The sequence below is a fragment of the Streptomyces sp. NPDC025793 genome (genome assembly GCF_055558375.1).
In genome coordinates this window covers 1-22,967 of the sequence record NZ_JBVHMR010000039.1, presented here as the reverse complement: position 1 = coordinate 22,967, position 22,967 = coordinate 1, and the positions used below count along the sequence as shown (strand labels likewise).

At 69.1% G+C, this 22,967-nt stretch carries 20 protein-coding genes and 2 pseudogenes; 9 read left to right on the top strand and 13 right to left on the bottom strand.

All coding sequences use genetic code 11. The annotated features are described in order from the left end of the window. Positions 1-5: 5 nt before the first annotated feature. From ACZ4MF_RS39815 to ACZ4MF_RS39805, 3 genes are read right to left on the bottom strand one after another with little or no spacing between them, the layout of a single operon-like run. On the bottom strand, positions 6-1,241 hold the full coding sequence (locus ACZ4MF_RS39815) for an ATP-grasp domain-containing protein (protein WP_467498014.1): 1,236 nt from the start codon (positions 1,239-1,241) through the stop codon (positions 6-8). A gap of 14 nt (positions 1,242-1,255) precedes the next feature. Beyond that, a complete protein-coding gene (locus tag ACZ4MF_RS39810) occupies positions 1,256-2,872 on the bottom strand; it encodes a pyridoxal phosphate-dependent aminotransferase (RefSeq protein ID WP_467498012.1) in 1,617 nt (538 codons plus the stop codon). Further along, positions 2,869-3,657 (bottom strand): TauD/TfdA family dioxygenase, encoded by a 789-nt coding sequence (locus tag ACZ4MF_RS39805; RefSeq protein WP_467498011.1) that lies wholly within the window; start codon positions 3,655-3,657, stop codon positions 2,869-2,871. The genes ACZ4MF_RS39810 and ACZ4MF_RS39805 overlap by 4 nt, the downstream gene beginning before the upstream one ends. A 296-nt stretch (positions 3,658-3,953) precedes the next feature. Between ACZ4MF_RS39805 and ACZ4MF_RS39800 the strand changes: the two genes are divergently transcribed. Together ACZ4MF_RS39800 and ACZ4MF_RS39795 are read left to right on the top strand one after the other, a co-directional pair. Beyond that, positions 3,954-4,706 carry an HAD family hydrolase gene (locus ACZ4MF_RS39800; RefSeq protein ID WP_467498009.1) on the top strand — a complete coding sequence of 251 codons (753 nt, stop codon included), beginning with the start codon at positions 3,954-3,956 and terminating at the stop codon, positions 4,704-4,706. Continuing rightward, complete coding sequence (locus ACZ4MF_RS39795; protein ID WP_467498007.1) at positions 4,703-5,656, top strand: NAD(P)/FAD-dependent oxidoreductase; 954 nt, start codon at positions 4,703-4,705, stop codon at positions 5,654-5,656. Before ACZ4MF_RS39800 ends, ACZ4MF_RS39795 begins: the two co-directional genes overlap by 4 nt. Positions 5,657-5,702: 46 nt before the next feature. Here ACZ4MF_RS39795 and ACZ4MF_RS39790 read toward each other — a convergent pair whose 3' ends face one another. The 3 genes from ACZ4MF_RS39790 to ACZ4MF_RS39780 form a co-directional block, all read right to left on the bottom strand. Then, positions 5,703-7,496 carry an ABC transporter ATP-binding protein gene (locus ACZ4MF_RS39790; RefSeq protein WP_467498005.1) on the bottom strand — a complete coding sequence of 598 codons (1,794 nt, stop codon included), beginning with the start codon at positions 7,494-7,496 and terminating at the stop codon, positions 5,703-5,705. Beyond that, a complete protein-coding gene (locus ACZ4MF_RS39785) occupies positions 7,493-9,388 on the bottom strand; it encodes an ABC transporter ATP-binding protein (RefSeq protein ID WP_467498003.1) in 1,896 nt (631 codons plus the stop codon). The genes ACZ4MF_RS39790 and ACZ4MF_RS39785 overlap by 4 nt, the downstream gene beginning before the upstream one ends. 79 nt (positions 9,389-9,467) lie before the next feature. Continuing rightward, positions 9,468-10,694 (bottom strand): ATP-grasp domain-containing protein, encoded by a 1,227-nt coding sequence (locus tag ACZ4MF_RS39780; RefSeq protein ID WP_467498001.1) that lies wholly within the window; start codon positions 10,692-10,694, stop codon positions 9,468-9,470. Between the two features lie 307 nt (positions 10,695-11,001). Between ACZ4MF_RS39780 and ACZ4MF_RS39775 the strand changes: the two genes are divergently transcribed. Then, the gene (locus tag ACZ4MF_RS39775) at positions 11,002-11,757 is read left to right on the top strand and encodes an IS110 family RNA-guided transposase (protein ID WP_467498000.1); all 756 of its coding nucleotides are present in this window, start codon (positions 11,002-11,004) and stop codon (positions 11,755-11,757) included. Between the two features lie 36 nt (positions 11,758-11,793). Here ACZ4MF_RS39775 and ACZ4MF_RS39770 read toward each other — a convergent pair whose 3' ends face one another. Together ACZ4MF_RS39770 and ACZ4MF_RS39765 are read right to left on the bottom strand one after the other, a co-directional pair. Further along, positions 11,794-12,291, bottom strand: coding sequence for a hypothetical protein (locus ACZ4MF_RS39770; RefSeq protein WP_467497998.1), 498 nt, complete (start codon positions 12,289-12,291; stop codon positions 11,794-11,796). A 111-nt stretch (positions 12,292-12,402) separates the two neighbouring features. Next, on the bottom strand, positions 12,403-13,416 hold the full coding sequence (locus ACZ4MF_RS39765) for a hypothetical protein (protein WP_467497996.1): 1,014 nt from the start codon (positions 13,414-13,416) through the stop codon (positions 12,403-12,405). Positions 13,417-13,752: 336 nt separating this feature from the next. Here ACZ4MF_RS39765 and tyrS point away from each other — a divergent pair, with 336 nt between their 5' ends. The 3 genes and pseudogenes from tyrS to ACZ4MF_RS39750 all read left to right on the top strand — a co-directional run. Further along, positions 13,753-14,811: a tyrosine--tRNA ligase gene (tyrS, locus tag ACZ4MF_RS39760; protein WP_467497994.1), complete on the top strand. Its 1,059-nt coding sequence runs from the start codon at positions 13,753-13,755 to the stop codon at positions 14,809-14,811. A 10-nt stretch (positions 14,812-14,821) separates the two neighbouring features. Next, complete coding sequence (locus ACZ4MF_RS39755) at positions 14,822-15,469, top strand: Type 1 glutamine amidotransferase-like domain-containing protein (RefSeq protein WP_467497992.1); 648 nt, start codon at positions 14,822-14,824, stop codon at positions 15,467-15,469. 632 nt (positions 15,470-16,101) lie between these two features. Beyond that, positions 16,102-16,375 (top strand): annotated as a pseudogene (locus tag ACZ4MF_RS39750) (IS5 family transposase); the annotation flags it as partial. 20 nt (positions 16,376-16,395) lie between these two features. On the opposite strand, the gene ACZ4MF_RS39745 reads toward ACZ4MF_RS39750, so the two are convergent. Then, complete coding sequence (locus ACZ4MF_RS39745) at positions 16,396-17,361, bottom strand: NAD(P)-dependent alcohol dehydrogenase (protein WP_467497990.1); 966 nt, start codon at positions 17,359-17,361, stop codon at positions 16,396-16,398. Positions 17,362-17,438: 77 nt separating this feature from the next. Here ACZ4MF_RS39745 and ACZ4MF_RS39740 point away from each other — a divergent pair, with 77 nt between their 5' ends. Then, a complete protein-coding gene (locus ACZ4MF_RS39740; protein WP_467497988.1) occupies positions 17,439-18,143 on the top strand; it encodes a TetR/AcrR family transcriptional regulator in 705 nt (234 codons plus the stop codon). Between the two features lie 61 nt (positions 18,144-18,204). On the opposite strand, the gene ACZ4MF_RS39735 is transcribed toward ACZ4MF_RS39740, so the two are convergent. Beyond that, positions 18,205-19,293, bottom strand: coding sequence for a transposase (locus tag ACZ4MF_RS39735; protein WP_467497986.1), 1,089 nt, complete (start codon positions 19,291-19,293; stop codon positions 18,205-18,207). A 355-nt stretch (positions 19,294-19,648) separates the two neighbouring features. Here ACZ4MF_RS39735 and ACZ4MF_RS39730 point away from each other — a divergent pair, with 355 nt between their 5' ends. Further along, positions 19,649-20,098: a hypothetical protein gene (locus ACZ4MF_RS39730; RefSeq protein WP_467497984.1), complete on the top strand. Its 450-nt coding sequence runs from the start codon at positions 19,649-19,651 to the stop codon at positions 20,096-20,098. Positions 20,099-20,410: 312 nt separating this feature from the next. On the opposite strand, the gene ACZ4MF_RS39725 is transcribed toward ACZ4MF_RS39730, so the two are convergent. Together ACZ4MF_RS39725 and ACZ4MF_RS39720 are read right to left on the bottom strand one after the other, a co-directional pair. Continuing rightward, a complete protein-coding gene (locus tag ACZ4MF_RS39725) occupies positions 20,411-21,091 on the bottom strand; it encodes a fumarylacetoacetate hydrolase family protein (protein WP_467497983.1) in 681 nt (226 codons plus the stop codon). Next, positions 21,091-21,573 carry a MarR family winged helix-turn-helix transcriptional regulator gene (locus ACZ4MF_RS39720; RefSeq protein ID WP_467497981.1) on the bottom strand — a complete coding sequence of 161 codons (483 nt, stop codon included), beginning with the start codon at positions 21,571-21,573 and terminating at the stop codon, positions 21,091-21,093. Before ACZ4MF_RS39720 ends, ACZ4MF_RS39725 begins: the two co-directional genes overlap by 1 nt. A gap of 72 nt (positions 21,574-21,645) precedes the next feature. Between ACZ4MF_RS39720 and ACZ4MF_RS39715 the strand changes: the two genes are divergently transcribed. Continuing rightward, positions 21,646-22,287 carry an MBL fold metallo-hydrolase gene (locus tag ACZ4MF_RS39715; protein WP_467497980.1) on the top strand — a complete coding sequence of 214 codons (642 nt, stop codon included), beginning with the start codon at positions 21,646-21,648 and terminating at the stop codon, positions 22,285-22,287. A gap of 125 nt (positions 22,288-22,412) precedes the next feature. On the opposite strand, the pseudogene ACZ4MF_RS39710 reads toward ACZ4MF_RS39715, so the two are convergent. After that, positions 22,413-22,967: pseudogene (locus ACZ4MF_RS39710) on the bottom strand (hypothetical protein); the annotation flags it as partial.

Below are 22,967 nucleotides of genomic sequence, written 5' to 3'. Positions count from 1 at the left end.
CCGGTTCAGGCAACCTCGACACGGTACCTGGCAACCAGGTCCTCGTTGACCGCCAGCAGTTCCTCCTCGGTGTCCGCCCCCACCACTACCAGCACGCACCAGCCGGAGGGGTGCGAGACCTCGACGGTGTCACCGACGGCGCGGTACACGACGGCGTGCACCACGTGCGGGTGGGCCAGTAGTTCGTCCCGGTCGGGCAGTGCGACGATCTTCCCGGACTCGGCTGGCATGATGGACAGCCCGCCGACGTAACGGAACCCCTGCCGCGACCAAGGCAGGTCCTCGCGCTCGCCGTCCAGCAGCTCGTGCAGGACGACACGCCCCTCGTGCACGCCGCACTTGGCCTCGGTCACCTCGGGGACGTGGGCACCGCCCATCCGGGAGGCCACGTCGGAGACAACCAGCCGGCCCGTCGACCGCTCCCGGAACACTTCCAGGTGGGTGGCGCCCCGGGTCAGTCCGACGGCCTTGTTGAACTGGGAGCTCAGATCGCGTAGCCAGCCGTACAACTCCGCGTGGTCCTCCTCGGCCAGCAGGACTGAACCGTCGTAGGTGCTGTCCAGCCACGCCTTGAGCCGCGGCGCGACATAGCGGCTGACGTGGAAGAACCACGGCTCGCCCGCCCGCCACACGGCGTCGACATGGTACTCGTCCCCGTCGATGAACTCCTCGGCTATGACATGGGGCGAGCCGACGCCCGGCTCTACGGTGAAGTCGGCCAGCACGCGCTCCAGTTGGGCGAGGTCGTCGACCTTGACGGTCGAGATCGTGCCCCAGCCGCTCGCCGGCTTGAGGACCAGCGGGAGACCGACGGCTTCGGCGATTGCCTGCGCGTCGCGGTCCCGCGGGTCCTGCGGCACGGATACCCACCGCGCGACCTCCAGGCCCGCCTCAGCCGCCCGGGCCTTAGTCACGCGCTTGTCCCGCGTGGCGAGGGCGATGCCCGGAGCGTAGTGGTCAAGGCCGAGCAGGTGCGCGGTGTACCCGGCGGCGTACTGGGTGAACTCCGCGAGGCTCACCACCTTGTCGATCCTGACGCCCCGGGTGGTCAGGTCGGCCACCACAGCACTCAGCTCCTCCAACGAGTCGTAGGAGGAGATCCGGTACACGCCGGCGAACCGCTCCAGTGTCTGCTCGCTCAGGGCTCGGCAGCCCGGGGAGTCGTCCAGAACCGCGTAGACCTCGTCGGCCTGTTCCAGGACCATCTGATGCAGATTGTGGCGGAGCATCAGCACGTTCATCGTTGGTCGTTCCTTCATCTCGGGTCGGTCTCGGGTGGTAGGGGGCTGTAGTCGGCGAGCGCGCGCAGAGCGGGTTCGAGGTCGTGCCAGCGGCGGGACGTGCTCAGCCGGACGATGCCGCCGGACAGACAGAACGTGAGGATGCCCGGGAAGACGGACACACCCGTCTGCCGCAGCAGATCGCGGAAGGCGAGGTAGGAGTCATCGTGCCCGGCGACGGACAGCGCGAGGTTGATGGAGGAGGCGGCCGGCGTCACGGTGAAGTGGGGCAGGCCGAGCCGCGCGGTGACGGTGTCCCGTAGCGTGGTGAGCGTGGCCTCGCGGTCGAGCCGGTCGGCGCGATAGTTGTCGTAGGCCGCCTGGAGCGGCGCCAGCCGGAAGCCATAGGCCGGCTCGAACTCCGCGAGATGTCCGGGGCCGAGCCGGTCTACGCCGCCGATCAGCCACGCCTCCATCCGGGCCAGCGTCTCAACCAGCGTGTAGAACAACGACGGCGGACCACCGAACGTCGTCGAGGCGTACTCGTAGTACTCGTCGATGAACGCCTCGTCCGCGACCAGCCAGCCGACCTTCAGGCCGGGCGCCGACCAGTTCTTGGACAGACTGCTGAAGCGGACGACGTTGGCCGCGGTCCGGGCGAGCGAGAGCCGGTCGCGGGCGCCGAGCCATTCGTGGCACTCGTCGAGGAGGATCATGGTGGACGGGGACGCGGCACGGATGAGTTCGGCCAGCTCGGCCTCGGGGACGATGGCGCCGGTCGGGTTCGCCGCCGTCTGGAGCAGCACGAACGGGGTGTCCGGGCGGAGCGCTGCGATCAGCGGGCGCAGCGAGGAGACACCGCCGTGGGCGGTGAGCGGCACGAGTTGGACTGCGCCGCGCCGGGCGGCGGACTCCACCAGCGGGGGGTAGTTGGGGATGGCGCACAGCGCGGGGGCCTGCGGTCCGGTGCGGGTGAGCCGGATCTGGTCGATGACGGAGCTGATGGCGAAGGTCGCGCCCATGGTGATGGCGACGTTGCACTCGTCGTAGACGGGGCGTCCCAGCCTTGCCGACTCGTAGCCGGCCACCGCCTGTCTGGCGGCGTCGCGTCCGCGGGAGTCGGAGTAGCCGTACCAATCGCGGTAGAGCGCGTACGAGATGGCGTCCTTGAGCACGTCCGGTAGGCCCCACGCCTCCTCGTCCACCGAGCCGCCGGAGAGGATGACGCGTGCGCTGCCCGTGAGCCGGCCGTAGAGGTCGTCCCGGAAGTAGGAGTTGAAGAGTTCCTTGATGAAGCGCACGGTGGCACGCGAGCCCAGCACCTCCTGCGGGGTCACGTCCCGCCGAAGCTTCGAGGACCGCCAGCGTTCCGCGTGCTCGGGCCGGTCGCTGTGACGACCCAGTTCAGCCTCTACGCGGCCCAGGTAGAGGTCGCGGAGTTCGAGCGGATCGCCGGGGTTCTCGGCCCGGCGGTAGACCTCCAACAGTCGCCCGTCGGGGGCGGGGTCGAGGGGCGGCGCCGTCAGAGCGGGTTCGGCGGGCGAGGTGAGTAGGACGAGGGGCGGCACCGATCCCGATCCGGCGTCGAACGGCCGGACTCCGGTGAACAGGTCCGAGGAGCCGATGGCAGCCTGGTCGGCGATGCGCTTCACGACGCCGTCACCCGCAGCCGCTTCAGGTGCCGGCGGCTGCCCGCCTCGAACCCTGCGCCCGCGGTGCGGCCGTGGAAGTGGCGGGTGTTGTCGATGACGACGAGGGTGCCTCGGTCCCACTCCACACCCACCGCGCTTTCGGCCGCGTAGAGCGCGGCGAGCAGGGACCGCAAGGCGTCGTCGACCTCTGCCCCGGTCACCGAACTGTCGGAACACTCCCATTCCAGCGCGTCGGAATCAAAGTCCCGGAAGGAGAGCACCGGTCGGCCGTCGACGTGGCGCAGCACGTGCGGGACGCCGGGGGCGTTGCGATAGCGGGTGGCGGCCAGGATCTGCCTCACGCGTGGGGTGAGAGACTCGACCACGGCCACCATGGGCACGAGGACGGTCTGCGCGCCCTTGCCGGGGCCCGGCTCGCAGCACATCAGGATGATGTAGCGGGGCTGCCCGCCGACGGGACGACCGCTGCCCTCACTGTGCAGCGTGAGCGCGCCCGCTGCGAACGGCTGGCGTGCGGGGTCGTGTGTGGCGGGCTCGGTGCTCACCAGGTTGAGGATGACGTCGTCCGTGACGAAGTCGCGTACGGACGGATCGGTCTCGGGAGTCAGTGCCCCGAACGCGGCGCCCAGGGCGCGGAACGCGGCGTCGTCCAGCGGCTCGGCCAGACGGAGACGGCCGACGCCGTCCCGCTCTAGTTGCCGGGTGAGCCGGTCGACAAGGCCGGCCTGGTCAGCCGGTACCGGTCCCGGTGCGGACAGGACGGGCAGCTGGCCACCGGATTCCAAAAGCGCCGCGCGCAGCGGTACGTGTCCATCCGAAGCACGCTGAAGAAATGTTCCGATCACACCGTCACCTGACCGCCCCGACGGGCCCGCCTTGCGCATATACAGACGAAGGATTCAACGGGCACAGAAGAATACAAGTTCACGTCACACCCTCCATGGGAACAGCCCGGAATTTTCGCAGCACCGGCCACCGGGCACCGGGCACCGGGCACCGGGCACCGGCGCAGCGTAGCAATGTACGGAGATGCCGAAGAAACAAAGGGAAACAGGCCGGCGGGCGGCTTGCCGCCCGCGCCATGCACCTTTACGCTGTGCACCCTTTCCACGGAAAGGCGGCGAAGTTGGGAATGCATTTGTCTGGCGTTCGGGTCGTCGGCTTCGATCTCGATCTCACGCTTATCGACACCGGACCGGCGATCGCGGCGATGCTCCGCGCCACCTCCCTGGCCCTTGGGGCCAGCGTCGACGTCGGACGGGTGACGGTGTCGCTCGGTCCGCCACTGGAGGACCTGTTGGCGGAGCAGTTGCCGAGGACGACGGCAGAGCGGTTCGCCGCGCGTTACCGGGCCGAGTATGCCGCGCATGGCGCCCGGCATGCGCGACTGCTGCCGGGAGCGCGGGAGGCGCTCGCCGCGGTCCGCCGCAGCGGGGACCAGGTAATCGTGGTGACCGGGCAGAGCGAGCAGACCGCCCGCGCGCACCTGGCGCACGAACGACTGGAGGTTGCTGCGGTCGTCGGCGGCGTGTGGGGGCCGGGCAAGGCCGAGGCACTGCTGACCCACAGAGCCGGCACCTATGTCGGGGACCATCCGGCGGATATCGCCGCTGCGCGGGCCGCAGGCGCGCGGGCGGTGGCCGTCACCACGGGCCGGCACCCCGCGGGTGAGCTCATCGGCGCGGACCTGGTGCTGGACTCGCTGTTGCCCTTTCCGGCGTGGTGGGCGGCGCAGACCGCGGAAACCTCTGACACCCGTTCGAGCGACGCCTTTGCGCAGTCGAACAGCTTGGTACAGCCTGCCGTGACACAGGCTCATGAAGGAGAGACATGACAACGCAACAACGGAATTATGATGTCGTCGTAGTCGGTGCGGGTTCGGCCGGACTCACCGCGTCGGTGATGCTGGCTCGCACCAAATTGCGGGTGCTGGTCATTTCCCTGCGGGAGCGTTTCAACTCCGTCGCCGAGGGGGTGCGCAATCTTCCTTACGCCGAGGGGATCGAACCGTCGGAGCTTTACGCGTCGATGGAGCGGACCGCCCTCGGATACGGCGTGGAATTTGTCTGGGACGAGGCCCGCACGGCATCGGCGACGGACGACGGGGTGACCGTCGAAACTCGGGATAACGGCGTGTTCACCGCCGGCCGGCTGCTGCTCGCGACCGGGCCGGTGCCCCGCCTCCCCAGCTGGCTGCCCGAGGGGACCTGGGGCAAGTACGTCTTCGACTGCCCGTTCTGCCACACTTATGAGAACGACGGCGATCCCTTCGTTTGTGTCGGCAGGGGCCGCGAGACGCTGGGCATGGCTCTGATGACCGTCCAGTACGCGTCCACGCTGACGGCGGTGATCCAGGACGAGGAGGCGGCGTCGAGCGACCTGGCTGTGCGGCTGCGGGAACGCGGCGGCAGGGTGTTGGTCGACGAGGTGGCCACCGCCTCGCGCCGCACCGTCGGCGGAATCGACATGGTCACCAAAGGCGGCGAGGCGCTGACGGCCGGGGCGGTGATGTTGACGAATGTGAAGCAGCCCAACGTGCGGTTCGCCGCCCCGCTCGGTCTGGAACTCAACGAGCGCGGCGGCATCCTCACCACGGTCAGCGGGCGCACCTCCCACCCTCGAGTGTGGAGCGCCGGTAGTGCCAACGCGCCTTCGTTCTTCCTGTGGACCGGCGCCGCGAGCAGCGGTCAGAACGCCGCCCAGTCGATCTGCGAGGACATCGCATTCGGCCCCCTCCAGCAGTCCTACTGGGAGCAGCTCAAGCGGCCCAGGGCCGCCGCGTAAGGGCATGAGGCACCGGCCTGTCGAGGCCGGTGCCCGTCATGTCCCGTCACCCGGCTGTGGGCGTATCCAGATAGCCCGCGGCCTGGAGCCGGTACAGCTCGGCGTACTTGCCACTCAGGGCCATCAATTGCTCGTGGTCGCCATGCTCCACGATCCGGCCGCCATCCAGCACCACGATCAGGTCGGCGCTGCGCACGGTGGAAAAGCGATGCGAGACGACCACCGTGATCGTGCCGGCTGTCGCCGCCAGCGACTTCGACTGCCTCAACTGGCGTTCGTAAACCGTCTGTTCTCCGCGCGCGTCGAGTGATGCGGTGGGCTCGTCGATGACGCACAGCAGGGGTTCGGTCCGCATCGAGGCGCGGCTGAGGGCGATCCGCTGCCACTGGCCCGTGGACAGTTCGGCGCCCTGGAAGGAGCGCCCGAGGCGGGTACCGAGGCCCTGGGGCAGCCCAGCGACAACCTCCTCGGCGTCTCCGGCTCGGACCGCCTGGGCGATGCGCTCGTCGTCGTCCAGTGCCGTGAGGTCCCCCACGCCGACGGACTCCCGCGCGACGAAGAAGAACCGCGCGAAGTCTTGGAAGTTGGCAGTGGTCCGCCGCCACCACTCCTTCGCGTCCACGTCCGCCAGCGGGACCCCGTCGACGGTGATGCTTCCGCCGGTGGGCTCGTGGAACTTGCACAGCAGCTTGACGAGGGTGGTCTTGCCGGCCCCGTGCTCCCCCACCACGGCCACGGTGCTTCCGGCCGGCAACCGGAGGTCGATCTCGCGCAGCACCTCGCCGCCCACGCCGTAGTCGAAGGACACCTGGTCCAGCCTGATCCCTTGGCGCAGCCGGTCCGGCGCTCGAATGTGCGACGCAGCAGTGTCCGCCGCACCGGCCTCCTCGCACAGCCACACGTAGGCGTCGAGGGCACTCATTCCGTTGGTCGTGCGGTGCAGGGCGCGTACCGCGCCTTCGGCCTGGGTGCGCAGGGTGTTGGTGAGCGTGGCGATCAGGAGGACGTCGCCCGGCTGTGCCCGGCCGGTGGTGACCTGGTGCACGATCAGCAGCATCGCGGCGGTGTAGCCGAAGACGAACAGCGCCCAGCCCGACGCGCCGAACCCCGCCGCCTGCCATTGGGCGCGCGCCTGCCGTCGCACGATCCGGTCCCAGGTGTGCTGTGCCTGGTCGAGCAGCGCCGGTCCGGCGCCCGCGATCCGCACCTCGGTGCTGGGCGCCGGGTCGGTAAGCAGTGAGTGCAGGTGCCCGGCGAGCCGGACGTCCTGGGCGGTGGCGAGCGCCGCGCTCCTGATGCGCCGCTGCCCCAGCCGCGGGAGGAACAGCGCGGGCGCGAGAAGGATGAGGAGCAGAAGGAGCACAGGCGCTACCAGGACCAGGATGCCTAGGACCACCACGAGCCGGACGACGGTGGCGGCGGCGTCCAGCAGCGCCCAGGCCGCGGGCGCGATGACGTCGCCGCTACCGCGGACCAGAGCGATCCGGTCGGCATGCTCCGGGCGTTCGACGCTATCGAGTGTGTCGAGGCGGCCGATCAGCCGGTGGATCTCGTCGTCCAGTTCCAGGGCGACGGCCTCGGAGAGCAGGTTGACGACATTGGCACGAGCCGAGGCACCGACGACGGTGACGGTCCAGCTCAGTGCTGCCGCGGCGGTGGCGTACAGAGCGGGGGTCAGGTGTCCGTCGAGGGCGCTCTGGATGAGCACGCGCAACGCAACCGCGAACGCGCCGGTGGCCAGGATGTCGGCGCAGGTCAGGGTCAGGTAGGTGGCCGCGGAGCGGCGGTGCAGACGCCAGGACAGCAGGAAGAGGTGGCGCAGCGCGCGGGTGCGGTTCATCGGGCGGCCACCTCGTCGGGGGTCGTGGACGGCTGCGGGGCATCGGTGTCGAACCGGTCGGCCTGCATTCGGAACATGCGAGCGTAGGCGCCGTCGAGTGCCATGAGCTGCTCGTGCGTTCCGGACTCGACGATGCGGCCGTCGGACAGCACGGCGATCCTGTCGGCCTGCCGGACCGTGGCGAGTCGGTGCGATACCAGGAGCACGCTCGCGCCCCGTGCCGCCTCTCTGACCCTCCCCAGTTGCTCGGCCTCGGCCCGTACGTCGAGGTGGGCGGTGGGTTCGTCCAGCACGAGCACTCGGGCGCCGTGGGCCACCGCGTACAGGGCACGGGCCAGGGCGACGCGCTGCCACTGTCCGCCGGACAGATCGACGCCGCCGCGGTAGGCCCTGGCCAGCGGGGTGTCCCAGCCCAGGGGCGCGCCGTCGACCAGTTCGGTGATGCCGGCCTGCCGCGCGACGGTGTCGAGCACGGCGGGGTCGGTTGTGCCGGGGGCGCCCAAGGCGACGTTGTCGCGGAAGGTCAGTTCGTAGCGTGTGGACTCCTGGAAGACGACGGCGACACGTCGCTGCCAGGCGGCGCCGTCGAGTCCGGTGAGGGGGACGCCGTCGGCGCTGATGGTGCCCGCGGTCGGCTCGTAGAGGTTGGTGAGCAGCTTGGTGAAGGTGGTCTTGCCGGCCCCGTTCACACCCACCAAGGCCAGTACCTCGCCGGGTTCCAGGACCAGGTCGAGGCCGCGCAGCACGGATCGTTCGGCGCCGGGGTAGCGAAAGTGCACGGAGTCAAAGCGGATGCGTGGTGGAGTGGGTGACGGTTCTGCTCTCGTCGTCGGTGCCACCGTTGCTGGTGACTTCAGTTCCGGGGCCGCGAGGGTGGTGCGCAGTCGGTCGGTCGCCAGCAGTGCGGGCACGCCGGCGAACTCGACGTCATAGGCTTCGGTGTCCCATCGACTCACCGCCATCATCGCCCAGAACGCGCCCAGATAGAGGGCGAGTTGGCCAGGTGAGATCGTGCCGTGTACCGCGGCCACGACGAGTCGGGCGAGTCCGGTGGCCGTGACGACGGCCAGCAGTATGAACTGCACACGCAGCCGCCGCAGCAGCCGCATGCGCACGTCCGCTAGCGCGGACACCCGGATGGAGACCAGGGCGCGGTAGCGGTCGGTCACCCAGTCGCCGAGGCCGAAGACGCGCACCTCCTTGGCTGCCCACGGCGCGGTGGCGACCTCGGACAGATACTCCTCCTCTCGAATGCCGGGTGTCAGTTGGCGCACGATCCTGTGCTGCCGCATCCACTCTCGGCGGGTGGTGGACCGCACCAGGAGCGCCGCCGCGAGCAACGCGACCGCGGTCGGCCAGGAGAACCAGGCGAGCACGGCGGCGGCCACGCACGCGCCAATGGTCCGCGTAGTGATGCTCAGCTGTCCGACTGCACCGGTGCCGAAGGTGTAGAAGACCCAGTGCGGCAGCCCTTTCATCACCGCCAGGGACAGGTCGTCTCGCACGGCTGGGTCCTCTAGGTGTCCGATGCCCCGTGGCCGGGCGGCCAGCCGGCCCACCGCCAACCGGTGTCCTGCGTTCACCCGTTGGGACACCACGACGCGCAGCGCCGAGTGGGCGAACTCCAGGGCCTGCGAGGCCAGCGCAAGCACTCCGACGGCCAGTGTCAGGAAGGTCAGGCCGGGTCCGTCGGCCGTGTCGGTGATCAGCCGGGACACCAATGCGCCAGTCGCGAGGCCGGTCACCGTGGGCAGCAGGGCGAGTCCAAGGTTGACGGCCCACAGGGCGGCGGTGAGGGGAAGGCCCGCGTACCGAAGGGCACCGATGAGCCGCCACCTGGTCTGAAGGCGGTGCAGTGTCTCCCGCACCGCCTTCGGGACATGGTCTGCCATTCTCTCTCTATTCTTGTCGCGTACGCCAACCGCGCACGAAGGGTGCTCGGGCGCCGAGCGGTCTTCTCGGCCGGGCTTCTCAGATGGGTGCGGGCAGTGCCTCGCCCTCGATCACCACGGACGCGGCGACGGCGTCCAGCCGGGCCAGGCACTCGGCTCGGCTGTCGCCGGTGACGACGGCGAAACCGGCCCGCGAGCGGAAGCCACCTGGTGGGAGCCGTAGTTCCCATCCCGAAGGGACCGTCGGTCCGAGCAGCCGCAGGCCGGCCAGCTCAGCCGTTTCGACGGTCGGCCGCAGCCGGTGGAAGGTCATGTCGTACGGCGGGTAGAGCATGGTGACGGCGGCCGTGAGGGATCGGTCGGAAGTGAGGTTGGGGATGTCCCCCAGGGCGACCTGGGCCGTGGCGGCCGACAGGTCGATGCCCGTGGCGAGGAGTCCCAGGTAGGGAATGAGGTCGCCGCCGAGCCGGACGTTGATCTCGATGATCCGCGGCCCCTTGCCGGTCAGGCGGAACTCGGTGTGCGTGACGAGGTTGTCAAGCCCGGCCGCCTTGTGCGCCGAGATGACCAGGTCGAGCGCCTCGTCGAACTCCGGCCGCGGTGACGCCGGTACGACATGCCCGACCTCCTCGAAATAGGGCGCCGGGCCGAGCTGCTTCTCCGCCACGAAGAGCGGCCGGGTCTCCCCCTGCCAGGTCAGGCTGTCCACACTGAACTCGGGTCCGTCGAGATACTCCTCGACCAGCAGACCACCAGGGCCAGACGGGTCGCCGTACAGGTCCCGCAGACTCGAGGCCGTGCCGTAGTGCTCCCGCAACTGCGTCGCGTCGTCGACGCGCACGACTCCCACACTGCCGCCCAGGTCCCGGGGTTTGAGCACGACGGGACAGCCGATGTCGGCAGCCGCGGACAACGCTTCCTCTTCGGTCTCGACGACGGCGAACCGGACCCGGCCAAGGCCCGCGTCCGTGAGCCGGGCGCGCAGCGCCGCTTTGTCCTTGCAGAGCCGCACCGCAGCCGGATCGGTGTGCGGAAGGCCGTACTCCCGTGCGACCTCGGCCACCGTCTCCACCAGCGCGTCGTCGTAGGTCACAAGCCCGTCGGGGCGCTCCTCGGCGACGATACGCGACACCGCTGCCCGATCGTGCGGGTCGGCGTGCCGATGGCCGCCGAGGTAGGGCTTCTGCCAGGTCAGCTCACGGGTGTCGACCAGGATCAGGTCCGCGACAGCACTCATTGCGGCGAAGTGGTATTCGCGGAACGGCTTCCCGGAGGAGGCCAGTATCATCAGGCGCTTCTTGTTCATCTCACACCTTCACTGTCGTTCGACTGCTGGCGCACCGCAGTCGAACGTGGGTGGGCTAGGAGAGGGGTCAGTAATCCGGTCGCCTGACGGCGACGCCCTGTGTGCGTGAAAATCGGTGTGTGGTCGTCCGGCGGACGTCGTCTCGCCTTGGCGCGTTCCGAGCCCGTGGGTCAGTAGGACGCCGGGCGTCTACCGACAGGCACTCGGATGTGTTGCTCCGAGCACGTGAATCAGACTCTTCCGCCTGCCGGACCCCCGCCGGGCGGTCGCGTGCTCGCGGCCGACGGCAGGAGGGGGCGCCGGGGTTATGGAAGTGATCCACGAACGCTGTGCGGGGATCGACATCAGCAAGGTCGACGTGAAGGTCTGCATCCGTGTGCCCAGCGGGAAGCGGCGCCGCAGTGAAGTGCGGACCTTCTCCGCGGTGACGTCCGGTCTGCCGGCGATGCGGGACCGGCTGCTCGCCGAGGGCATGACCATGATCGGCATGGAAGCCACCGGCGTCTACTGGAAACCGGTGTTCCACCTGCTGGAACACGACGTGGAGTGCTGGCTGCTCAACGCCCGCCACATGAAGTCCGTGCCCGGCCGCAAGACCGACGTGAAGGACTCCGAGTGGATCGCCAAACTCGTCGAACACGGCCTGGTCCGCCCCTCGTTCGTGCCCCCGGAACCGATCCGGCAGCTGCGGGACATCACCCGCTACCGCACCGAGACCGTCCGTGAGCGCACCCGCGAGACCCAGCCGCTGGAGAAGCTGCTGGAGGACACCGGCATCAAGCTGTCCGCCACGGTCTCCAAGATCCTGGGCGTCTCCGGCCGCGCAATGCTCGAAACCCTCATCGCAGGTGAACGCGACCCGCACGTCCTGGCGGATCTGGCCAAGGGCAGCATGCGCCGCAAGACCGACGTCCACACCTTCACCCACGACGCCGAATACGCCGACCTCGGCGGCCACTACTTCATCGAACGCACCGGCAGGGCCAGGCAGACCCGACGCCCGGTGAGCCGGCTCAACCAACTCGGCTACCAAGTGACCCTCCAAACAGAAGGCGCTGCCTGACCAGCGGCTACAGACACGGGACGGTGGATTTTCGAATCAGGCGAGGTCGTACTGGAAGCGAACCCGGCGCATCCAGCCGTCGGTCTCGACCTCGCCGTAGCGCCGGAAGCCGTAGGTCTCCAAAACCTGTACGACGGCCTCAAGGTCCGGGTTGGTCTCCGCCCGGAGCGCGTCGGCGCCCATGGCCGCCGCCTCCTCCATCGCCTTCCGCATGCACATCAGGCCGAGCATCCGGCCACCGGTGAGAAACTCGGGCCGCACGGCCAGCCGTTGCAGATAGACCGGCCGCCGCACGGGCGGGAACACCCCAGGTTCGGCGATGAACGTGGGCTTCCAGGCGAGGGTGAACATCGCGGCCGGTTCCCCCTCGACCCGCAGCAGCCGCACGGCACCGGCTTCGACGAGCCTCCGACTGCTGTCCATGTTCCGCCGCGGGGCCGGCAGTCCGTGCCGCTCGGCGGCGTGCGCGTCCGACGCCTCGAGCAGGGCGTGGACCTCCTCAGCGGATGCCGCGACTTCCCATTGTTCAGGCACCGATGGTGAGCGTGTCATGGGTAGCGAAAGTATGCGGGGCTGTATTCACCGTCAATGGACGTCATGTTTCTCCCGTCGTCGGCTGATCGAGGGTTAGGATGCACCAAACCATCAGCGACCCTTGAGCTTTTCGGCGAAACTCTGCCAAGCCCGCGCATTCGTCATCGCCAACTGCACGACCGTTTCTACCTGATAGTCTGGAATGCAGGACACGGCGTGTTCCCCGGCTTCTCCGTGGGGGCGAGCGCTCAGCCAGTGCAGCAAGGTGCGGCCAGCCTCGTTCAGCCGCAGAGAGGGGTCCCTGCACAGTTTCTGCAGCGCGGCTTCGCTGTCGGGGCCGGGGCCGGCAGTAGGGGTGCGTGTAGGGTCCGGTGCGGGCGATGTCCGCGAGGTCATGGTGGGTGCCCCGGCTCGGCTTTCCTCCGTCTCGATCCGACCTTCCTGCGCCTCGATCTGCTTGCGCACCTTCAGGACGGTGGACGGGGCCACGCCCGCGACTCTGGCGATCTCACGCAGCGAGGCGTCCGGCCGTTGCCGGAGCAGCTCGCTGATGAGGCGGCGCCCGGACGACGCGTCGATCGGGCGGACCCGTCCGTCGCGCCCGATACGGACCGATGGCTGCGCCACCACATCCGACACGCGCCTGCGCACGGCACTCACCGACCTCGCGGACAGCCCGGTCGCCGCGCTGATCGCCCGGTCCGACCACTGCGGGTGGCTGGCGATGATGCGCTCCGCCGCCTTCGTGCGATCGCCCAGCGACAACGGCAGCCCGTGCGCGATGTTCGCCTGCACAGCCAGCACGAACGCGTTGGCCGTGTCCCCCTCGAAGAACTGGGCCGCGATCTCGCTGTCACCGCGGGCCCGCGCCGCGCCCACCCTGTGCATTCCGTCGATCACACGCATCGTCGACCGCTGGACGATGATGGGCGGGAACCCGGTGTTCGACTGAGACAGAATCTTGATGTGGTCCACCGACTGGCCTTCGAGCCGTGGTGAATCCGCCGGTTCGAGCCACGCGAGGGGTATAATCTGCACAGAGGACAGAAGCGCGGCGAAGTTGCCGACGAATTCTTCCTCACGCTCCGGAGCCATTTCCGCGAACATAACGGTGTCTTTCTTCAACACTGCGCTCCTTCCGGCGGACCCGCGTCACGCGTATTCGTTACGCTCGAGCCGATTCGAGCCGTCGAATTCGGCTGCGCCGCTCCCGCGTATCGGAAGGAAAGTTAGCCGCGGGGATAATCACACGGCTTTACCGCCGCTATCGCGCACGGATAGCCCTGTGCGGATGCGGCATCGGCCGACCGGGCGCGGCCCACTATGCGGGACCGGTCCGGCGGTGTCCACGGTGGCGTGGATCCCTGTGGATCCGCTGTTCGAGTGCGTCCCGGGTCCGGTCGAACGGATGCCGCAGGTCTGGCGCGGGTGCTTGGATACGCCCGACGAACGGAGGGGACGATGCCGGAACTGGACCGGTCCATGGCCCACCTGCTCCCCCTGCTGCGAGACGGCGGAGACGTGCGGGAAGTGCTGGCCGTGACCACGGAGCGCCGGAGTCTGGACCTCTCGGACCTGACACCTGAGGCACAGGCGACGCTGCTGGCCGAGCGCACGGCAGCACTGGAGCCCTCCCCCGGCGCACTGGCCGCGCGGATCACTGACGCCGCGGCCACCGGCAGGCCGCTCGTCGTCAAGTTCACCGTGGAACCATTCGGCAGGGACTTCCATCTCGGCAACGCAGTGCCGCTGCTGGTGCTGGACCGGCTGCGCCGCATGGGGCACCAGGTGGTCTTCGTCCTCGGCACGGTGACGGCAAAGGCTGGTGACGCATCGGGAGGAGTGGCGCATGGTTCACGGGCTACCGACGAAGAACTCCTTGGAAACTTCGCCGCCTACCGCGCTCAGGTGGCCCCGTTCGTCGACTTCGACGCCGTGCATGTGCGCCACAACGCGGACTGGCTCGCCCACGTGCCGCTGCCGCGCCTGCTGGCCCTGACGTCTCACGTGCCGACATCCCTATGGCGTGACGCGGCCCCTACGACCGTCGCACAGCTGCTGTACGCGGTGGCCAAGACGATCGACTCGATGGAGATCGGGGCCGATATCGAGGTCGGCGGCACCTACCTGACCGACGCCATGGCCGTATGCCGGCATGCGATGGCGGCCGAGGGTGCCGAGCCGGAGATCACGCTGGCCACACCTCTGATAGACGGAATCGACGGCGAGACGCTGATGAGCGCGTCCCGCGGCAACCACGTGCCGCTGTCGGCGCCGCCGCACGAGATCTTCGCCCTCCTCTCCGCTCTCCCCCACCGTCTCGTCCCGTCCTATCTGCGGGCGCTGACGGAGTGGCGGGACACCGAGATCGACATAGCCACTCACCGGCTGACTCCAGCGGCCCTGCGCTCCCTGGCCGCCGCCGACGTCACCGCCGCACTGCACGGACCCGAGGCGGCACTGCACGCGTGGAAAGCCCGTCATGACGCGACGGAGGAAGACGTCACCACCATCTGCTAGCGTCTCGATCATGCGGCTGTATCTGTCGTCCGTCGGTCTCGGACCGCGTCGGACCGAGTTGAGGCGCCTGGCCCAGGGGGGCAAGCGCGCCGGAGTCATCCTCAACGCCTACGACTTCCGCACTCCTGAACGGCGCGCCACGTCACTTGAGTTCGAGATGCGGGAGCTGGCAGACCTCGGACTCGAACCCGAGGAAATCGATCTGCGCCAGTGGTTCGGCCAGCCCGACGGGCTGAGGGAGACGCTCCGCGGCTTCGACGTGTTGTACGTCCGTGGCGGTAGCGTGTTCGTGCTGGGCCGCGCCCTCGCCGCGAGCGGTGCGGACCGGGTACTTCCGGAACTGCTCGCCGAGGACGCGTTCGTGTACTCCGGCTACAGCGCCGGCATATGTCTGCTGGGTCCCACCCTGCGGGGCATCGAGGGCCACGTCGACGACCCGACGTTCGTTCCGGACGGCTACCCCGACACCCCGACGCCGTGGGACGGGCTGGGTGTGCTGCCCTACGCCATTGCCCCGCACTACCGCTCCGACCACCCGGAGTCGGCGGAGATCGACCACACCGTCACATACTTCATCGACCATCACATCCCGTTCGTCGCGCTGCGCGACGGTGAGGCAATCGTGGTAGACGACGCGGGGACACGCATCGTCTCTTGAGCCTCGGCCCGGCGGCTGTCGCAAGTCCCACGTGCGTTCATCCCCTGCCGAAGTCCGCGCTGGCCCATCACTTCGCCCGCTCCGGCAGCACCGCCGGCGCACCGCTCGCGCGCGCCTGCCGCAGCATCCTCAGCGCCCCGACGGAGGAAAATCCGGGCTCCGCGGTGATGGTGCCGAGGGACTGGTGTGGTTCCTCGGGGCGTGCAGCGTCTACTGGGTGACGGTTCAATCCCCGACAACCGGGTGGGTCAGGTCGTAGACGTCGCGACCGTGCAGATCGACGGTGCGCTCTGCTCACATCCCGTGAACTCCGGCCTTTCGATGGCCAGTTTGCGGACCAGCGCGGCGAGACAAGCTACCTTGCCGGCCTCCGCCTCCGTGCCTCGATGATCTGGATCAACGACCTCCTGAAGACAAGTGGTTGATCACAACATCACACAGACGCTGGCACTCCAGCCGTAGTTCGGTATCTGGGCTGGTCAGCGGCCTGGTGGCGTGGAGTGTAACGGGGCGCCGGCAGAGGCCGTGCATGCGTCGCTCTCGTCGAAGCACTCCCAGGCGCTGCATACAGTCCAGACGTCTCGCCCGGCCCCTGCCAGGACTGACAACTGCCAATCCACAGTGCCTATTAGGCATACGCCTCCCGTAGAAACCGCGCATACCTGCGCCGCCGCGGAATCCGCTGCACCATCCCCGACAAAGCCGACCAGGCGCGCAACCGTCAAGCGTGGATCGCGTGGCGGACGGCCGCCGAAGTTCGACAAGGACGACTACAAACAGCGGCACGCGGTCGAGTGCGGGATCAACCGCCTCAAGGGGCACCGCGCCGTGGCTACGCGAAACGACAAGCCGGCGGTCCGCTACGAGGCGACCGTCCTCATCGCTGCCATCAGCGAGTGGCTGTGATCAGCACCTCCACAGACGTCCTATGCGACCCTGACCACGTACTTGCCCTGGACGCCGCCCGCCTCCAGCGCCCGGTGTGCCGCTGCTGTCTCCTCCAGGGGGAAGACCGTGTCCACCGCAGGGCTCAGCTTGCCCTCGGCCACATGGCGGGCGAGGTCGTCGAAGTCCGCTCGCGTGGGGTTGCCGCTGAAGAAACGCACCCGGCCGTGTCCGTGGAGCGTGCTGGCCGCGAGGTAGCCGAGCGATGCAGCGGGCCGTTTCAGGTCGAAGGCGATGGTGACCATGCGCCCGCCCGGATTCAGTAGGCGCCGCAAGGCCCGCAGGTCGGTCCCCGCGGTGTCCAGGACCACGTCGAAGCGGCCCAGTTCCGCCGGCCGCGCGGTCCGGTGGTCGACGGCCTTGTGCGCGCCGAGCCCGCGGACGAAGCCGAGGTTGGCTGCACGGGCCAGGGCCGTGACCTCGGCGCCGTACGCCCGTCCGAGCTGGACGGCGGCGTTGCCGACACCGCCCGCTGCTCCCCGGACGAGGAGCCGTTCGCCGGGGCGCAACCCGGCCTTGTCCCGCAGCGCGGTGATGGCCGTGGTGGCCACCGGCAGCGCGGCAGCGTCCACCAGGTCAAGGCCGTCGGGGAGCCGGCCGACCCGCTCAGCGGGTACGGTCACGTACTCGGCGGCGCTGCCGAACCCGGCGGTGCGGCCCAAGACCCCCCATACGCGGTCGCCGGCCGCGAACCGTGTGACTCCGGCACCCAGTGCGGCGACCTCGCCGGTGAAGTCCAAGCCGACGCGCTTGGGGAATTTCCGGCCGCTCAGGAGGCGGAGACGGCCTGCACGTGCTGCCAGTTCGCCGCCGTTGACGCTGAACGCGCGCACCTTCACAAGGACCTCGCCGGGGGCCGGCTCGGGGCATGGCACGCGGCCCGTGTAGAGCACATCGGGGCCGCCGTAGCGGTCGTAGAGCACTGCCTTCATCATGCGGTCGTTCATCGTTCTGCCTTTGCCGCCGGGGGCCGTACAGGGATCTGGCATCGACCGTAAGCTCCTAAGCGGACGCAATCGTCCACTTGGACCAGAAGCGAGAGACAGTGACGGCGGAATCCTCTCGGATCACAGCCCGGGACGAGGTGCGGGCGGACGCCCGGCGCAACCGGGAGCGCCTCCTCGTCGCCGCCCGTGCGGTCTTCGCGGAGCACGGGATCGACGCCCCGATGGCGACCGTGGCCCGACGGGCCGGGGTCGGCGTGGCGACGCTCTACCGGCACTTCCCGACCCGGGACGCCCTGGTGAGAGGCGCGTTCACGCATCAGATGGCGACCTGCGCGCGGGCGCTCACCGAGGCTCTGGCCGCCCCTGACCCGTGGCAAGGCTTCCAGCACCTGGTCGAGACGGTCTGCGCTCTGCAACGGGAGGAACGCGGGTTCCCGGCCGCGTTCCTCGCGGCCTTCCCGGAAAGCACGTCGGAACACGCGCAGTCCCGGCAACGAGCCGAGCGGGACTTCACGACCCTGGTGCGCAGGGCCCAGGCGTCGGGCGCGCTGCGGGTCGATTTTCACCCTTCCGACCTCGCCGTGGTCCTGTTGGCACACTGCGGTCTCGTGACCGCTCTACCGGATGATGGTGTAGCGTCCCGGCGCCTGGTGGCCTATCTGCTCCAGTCGTTCCGCACCGACCCGGCCAACAAGCCGCTACCCCCGCCGACTGCGCTGACACTGCGCAGCCTCCCGATTGCAACTGACCGTCCCCAGGGGCAGCGGTCCCCCAGAGCCTGACATGAAACGGTACCTGCCGCAGGGCACGTCCAGTCCGACAACTCCACTTTCGCAACAGGCCCTAGCTTGACTCTGTCGGTGATCTTGGCGGAGAGGGCCAGGTGCCGAGTGTGCGCCAGGACTTGGACCGTGGGATCCCGTGCTGGTCCAGGTAGGTTTGGAAGGCGGTCGGGGTCGGAGGTCTTGGTGAGGGCGGCTCGGGTGCTGGCTGACCGCTGAGCCGTTCGATGTTGACGGCGATGGCCGTGAGGACGTGCTGCAGGTGCGCTTTCGGCTGTCCTCTGTAGCGGCAGCGGCGCAATCCGTGTCCGTGGGCGAACTCGTTGACGGTGCCCTCGACTCCGGAGGGGACGGTGGTGTCGTAGGGAGAGACGATCATCCCTGATGAGGGTGGCAGCCCGCCGTCCTCGGCGGTGCGCCGGTGCAAGCGGCCTCCCGCGTCACGGTAGTAGTTCTGCGCCATGATCTGACGCAGGGCCTCGGCCTGCGGGCCGGACTGGCAGCCCAGTCCGTGCCGGTGGAGGCGCTCCAGCAGCCGGCAGGCGTCGTCGCCGGTCGCGAGGATCCTGGTCTTGGGCCGGGTGGGGTTCTTGCCCAGACGGACCGGACGGCCGTAGCGCCGCCCCCACTCCTCGTCGACCAAGCCGACCAGCAGATGCCCGGCCGTGCGGGCCACTTTTTCCAGCGCGGCACGAACCGCCTCGGTGACCAGCTCCAGCCGGGTCAAGTCGCGCACCACGGCCAGAACATGGGTGGAATCGGTGCGCTGCGTAGTGCGATCGCGTACGAATCCGGCCTCTTTCAGACGGGCGAGCGCGAGGTCGAGTAGACGGTCAGCGCGGTCGTCCCGGGTGAGGCGCTCGCGGAAATCGGCCAACACACTGTGGTGGAAGCCGGGGTCGTCCAGTTCCATGGCCAGGGCGTACTTGAAATCGATGCGGCGACGGACCGCTTCCGCTGCCTGCCGGTCCGACAGGCCGAGCGGGAACTGCAGCACACAGACGGTGGCCAGCTGGGCGGGCGAGAGACCGGGGCGTCCACCGCGCGGGTACCAGCCCGCGAAGTCCTCGTCGTGCCACAGCCCGTCGAGGCGGTCTCTCACCCACTTCGCCGTCGTACCACCCGGGTTGCTCGCCCGCGCGATCTGCACGGTCAGAGACGGGACTTGCTCACCGGAACGGGGACGGAACGACAACGAGCACCTCGACAACTGCATCGGACTGCGGAACAGCCCCGGGCATGCCCGCTGATCACGCCGTCGCACCGGGAAACTCCAAGATCACCGACAGAGTCAAGCTGCCCTTGTCGGGACTGCCGCGCTCACCGCCTGCTCCTCCAGCAGCGACAAGCCGGGACCCGGCTCCGGTACGCAGAACGGCGACGCGCAGGTCTCCGCTCCTGCCCTGAAGCCGATCACGAAGGAACTCACCCAGGCCCAGATCACGCAGTCCCTGCTCGGCGACGGCGAGCCCCTTCCCGGCTGGTCCCTCCACGGCGACAAGTCGGTGACGGAAGGGCAGTACTGCAACGGCACAAAGGAGGCTACCTCCGCGCCGGCGGGCTGGGTCCGCGGCGGCGATTCCTCGTACGAGTACAACGGCTCCACGAACGACATGGCGTACATAGAGATCTGCCTCTTCAAGTCGGCCGACGACGCCCACCGCCAGTACACGACGTGGAAGGGCACCGAGACAAGCAAGCAGCAGAACCCCAAGAAGCCGGCGGGCGACGAAAACACCCTGGTCATCAACCCCGGTCTCAGCGACGACTCCGTCTGCGGGTACGTCCGCTCGGGCAAGGTCAACATCCGGGTACGGATCGAAGGCGGTACCGCAGGCGACCCCTCGGGCACACAGACCATGCTCGCCGCGACACTCAATCGCCTTCAGCAACTGCAGGACGGCAAAGCCGCCACCGTGACCGCCCCGGACGAACAGGCGGCGGCCCGACAGTAACGGATCAGCGCCCTGCGTAGCCCTGGGCGTGACGGCAGACGAACGCCCAATCGCAGCAGTGCAGGAAACGGTCGGCGCGGTGGACACGATGGCTACCAGACGGCCGCCTCGCCCTGTCCGAGGACGCCGTCCGGACAGGCGCAGCCGAGGCCAGCAAAACCACTGGCCTCGGTGTCCGGTCCTCGACACCGGTGAGACGCAGACATCGCCCCGCCCCACCCGCTCAGACCGACACCCGCCATTCCTGGAATCGATACGGCCGACCGCAAAATGCCCCCGGATCGCCGGTGTGCAGGACCGCTCAGCTCCTGCTCAGGCCCGCGCCGAGGGTGGCGAAGTCCTGACGAGGCATGCCTCCGCCGTGACGGGATTGGTCAGGGAGCCCACTCCCCCGATGCAGACGGTGACCACGTCGCCGGGATTCAGCGGCCCGGTGCCCGCCGGTGTTCCGGTCAGGATGACGTCCCCGGGGTGCAGCGTCATCGCCGCACAGATGTGTGCGACGAGCTCCGGTATCGGTGTCAGCATCTGCGAGGTCCTGGCCTGCTGCCTCATCTGGCCGTTGACGAGGCATTCGATCCGCAGGTCCCGAACGTCGATGCTGGAGGTGGGAACTACGGGGCCCAGCGGGCAGAAGGTGTCGAAGGACTTGGCGTAGTCCGGCAGTCCGTCCGCGTGCTGGATGTCCCGTGCCGTGACGTCGTTGGCGCAGCAGTAGCCCGCGATCGCGTCGAGGACGTCGCGTGCGGCCACGCGGCGTATCGTCTGGCCGATCACGAGGGCGAGTTCCGCCTCGTGTTCGACCCGGGCGGACTCGGCGGGCAGCATGATGGCCTGGCCGGGGCCGATGACGGCGCTGGCCGGTTTGAAGAAGATCTGCGGTCGGCGGGGGGCGGCGCGGCCGACCTGGGCCGCGTGGTCGGCGTAGTTCAGGCCGACCCCGATGATCTTCCCCGGCCAGGGCGCGGGGGCTGTGCGGGTGCCGGCCGACATCACCAGGCTCCGGTGACGGGACCGCGATCGGACGGTGAAGCGCCTTGGGCGATCTGCGCCGCGATCCGGTCGAGCAGGGGCAGGGCCTCGGCCAGGACGTGCAGGTCGTCGTCGCTCAGGCCGTCGGCGATGGCCTCCGCTATGTGACTGACGCGGCCCTGGCGGTCGGCTTCGAGCACGCTGCGTCCGGCCGTGGTCAGCGTCAGGATCCGCTTACGTGCGTCGGCCGGGTCGGGACCGGTGGTCACGTAGCCGGCGTCTCGGAGCTCCTTCACGGTGACAGCCATGGTCTGGTGGCGCACCCCGCGGCCGGCTGCGAGCTCGGCCGTGGTCAGCGGCCCGTTCCGGTCGAGCAGATCCAGAACCGTCGCCGGGATCGGGGCGAGGCGGTCAGCGGAGCGCGTGGCACGCACCAGGGCGCCGACCGAGGTGCGCAGGGCGGCTGCGAGACGGTCGGGGGCGGGAGGGGGCTGCTTGGGCATACCGCCACGCTACCATGTATACAGTTAAGGCTGTACAGTCCAGACTGTAGATAATACGGAGAGGTTGTTCCGATGCAGCTGACCAAGCACGCGCACGCCTGTGTCTCCCTGGCCAGGGAGGATTCGCGGATCGTCATCGATCCGGGCACCTTCACACCCGACGCCGCGCAGGCCGTGGCCGCCGCCGAGGCCGTACTGATCACCCATGAGCACTTCGACCACTTCGACGAGGAGCTGATCGCGCAGGCGTTGGATACCCGGCCCGAGCTGCGGGTCTACGGTCCTGTCTCGGTGGTGGAGCGGTGGTCCGCGCGCCGCGGGCAGGTCACCGCGGTCGCGGCCGGCGACAGCCTGAGGGTCGGCGGATTCGAGGTCGCGGTCTTCGGCGACCTGCACGCGTCCATCCACCGCGACATCCCGCGGGTGACCAACGTCGGCTACCTCGTCGAGGGCCGCCTCTACCACCCGGGCGACGCCTACCACGTCCCCGACGCCCAGGTCGGCACGCTGCTGCTGCCCACCAGCGGTCCCTGGACGAAGCTGGGCGAGGCGGCCGACTTCGTCCGGGAGGTGGCACCCAGCCGGCTGATCCAGATCCACGAGGTCATGCTCAGCGAGGTCGGCCAGCAGTCGACCGCCCGGTTCCTGAGCCCGGAGATGCTCACCGAGGTGCCGCTGGCGATCGTGCCGATCGGCGAGAGCGTCGAGCTCTGAGCCGCGCGCGGCAAAGGTGCGTGCCCCCGGCGGTCACCGCCGGGGGCATCCCGCACCTATCGGACCATCAGGCCTCCGTCGATGTGGCTGGTTGATCCACTTGATGAACCGCTGGATGTCTCGGGTCAGGGTGTCATCGGTGCGGGCCTGCCCGGGCCGCTTGGTGTCGCGGCGGTCCTGACGGCCCTGCTCCAGCCAGACCGGGAACAGCAGCTGGTGTGGATGCAGCCGCCCAGCGTGGCCACGGCCCTCGCGACGACCTCGATCACCACCCAGGGATCGCGCCGGGCAAGACCTGCCGGGATCTTGTTCCCGTCGGCGTCGACCGCGTTCTTGAAGAACTTGCCCTGCAGCAGCCGAAGGCCCGTGTCGGCCTGCTGGGTAACGCATCCTCGCTCAAGGTTGACGCCCGGGTCGGCGAGTTGGTCGATCCAACCGGTGGCGACGTCGCGCGCTTCGGTGGCGAGGATGGGCTGCAGCGGCAGGACGACGAGGTCGCGCAGCAGCGCGTCGAGGTGGGCGTGCTGATCGACGCGCAGGCTCTCACCGCTGCAGTTCGACCGCATCAACTTCCTGGGCTCGGCCGCTAGTGCGTTGACCACGAACGTTGCCGGGGTGCTGGGGACGCGCCGGTCGATGCTCGCGGTGCCGGGTGTGTAGGCCTCATCCTCGATGTCGAC

Coding starts and splice junctions, on each gene's coding strand:
- ACZ4MF_RS39815 (WP_467498014.1), bottom strand. CDS start 1,241: ATGAACGTGCTGATGCTCCGCCACAATCTGCATCAGATGGTCCTGGAA.
- ACZ4MF_RS39800 (WP_467498009.1), top strand. CDS start 3,954: ATGCACCTTTACGCTGTGCACCCTTTCCACGGAAAGGCGGCGAAGTTG.
- ACZ4MF_RS39795 (WP_467498007.1), top strand. CDS start 4,703: ATGACAACGCAACAACGGAATTATGATGTCGTCGTAGTCGGTGCGGGT.
- ACZ4MF_RS39790 (WP_467498005.1), bottom strand. CDS start 7,496: ATGAACCGCACCCGCGCGCTGCGCCACCTCTTCCTGCTGTCCTGGCGT.
- ACZ4MF_RS39785 (WP_467498003.1), bottom strand. CDS start 9,388: ATGGCAGACCATGTCCCGAAGGCGGTGCGGGAGACACTGCACCGCCTT.
- ACZ4MF_RS39780 (WP_467498001.1), bottom strand. CDS start 10,694: ATGAACAAGAAGCGCCTGATGATACTGGCCTCCTCCGGGAAGCCGTTC.
- ACZ4MF_RS39775 (WP_467498000.1), top strand. CDS start 11,002: ATGGAAGTGATCCACGAACGCTGTGCGGGGATCGACATCAGCAAGGTC.
- tyrS (WP_467497994.1), top strand. CDS start 13,753: ATGCCGGAACTGGACCGGTCCATGGCCCACCTGCTCCCCCTGCTGCGA.
- ACZ4MF_RS39755 (WP_467497992.1), top strand. CDS start 14,822: ATGCGGCTGTATCTGTCGTCCGTCGGTCTCGGACCGCGTCGGACCGAG.
- ACZ4MF_RS39745 (WP_467497990.1), bottom strand. CDS start 17,361: ATGAACGACCGCATGATGAAGGCAGTGCTCTACGACCGCTACGGCGGC.
- ACZ4MF_RS39725 (WP_467497983.1), bottom strand. CDS start 21,091: ATGTCGGCCGGCACCCGCACAGCCCCCGCGCCCTGGCCGGGGAAGATC.
- ACZ4MF_RS39720 (WP_467497981.1), bottom strand. CDS start 21,573: ATGCCCAAGCAGCCCCCTCCCGCCCCCGACCGTCTCGCAGCCGCCCTG.
- ACZ4MF_RS39715 (WP_467497980.1), top strand. CDS start 21,646: ATGCAGCTGACCAAGCACGCGCACGCCTGTGTCTCCCTGGCCAGGGAG.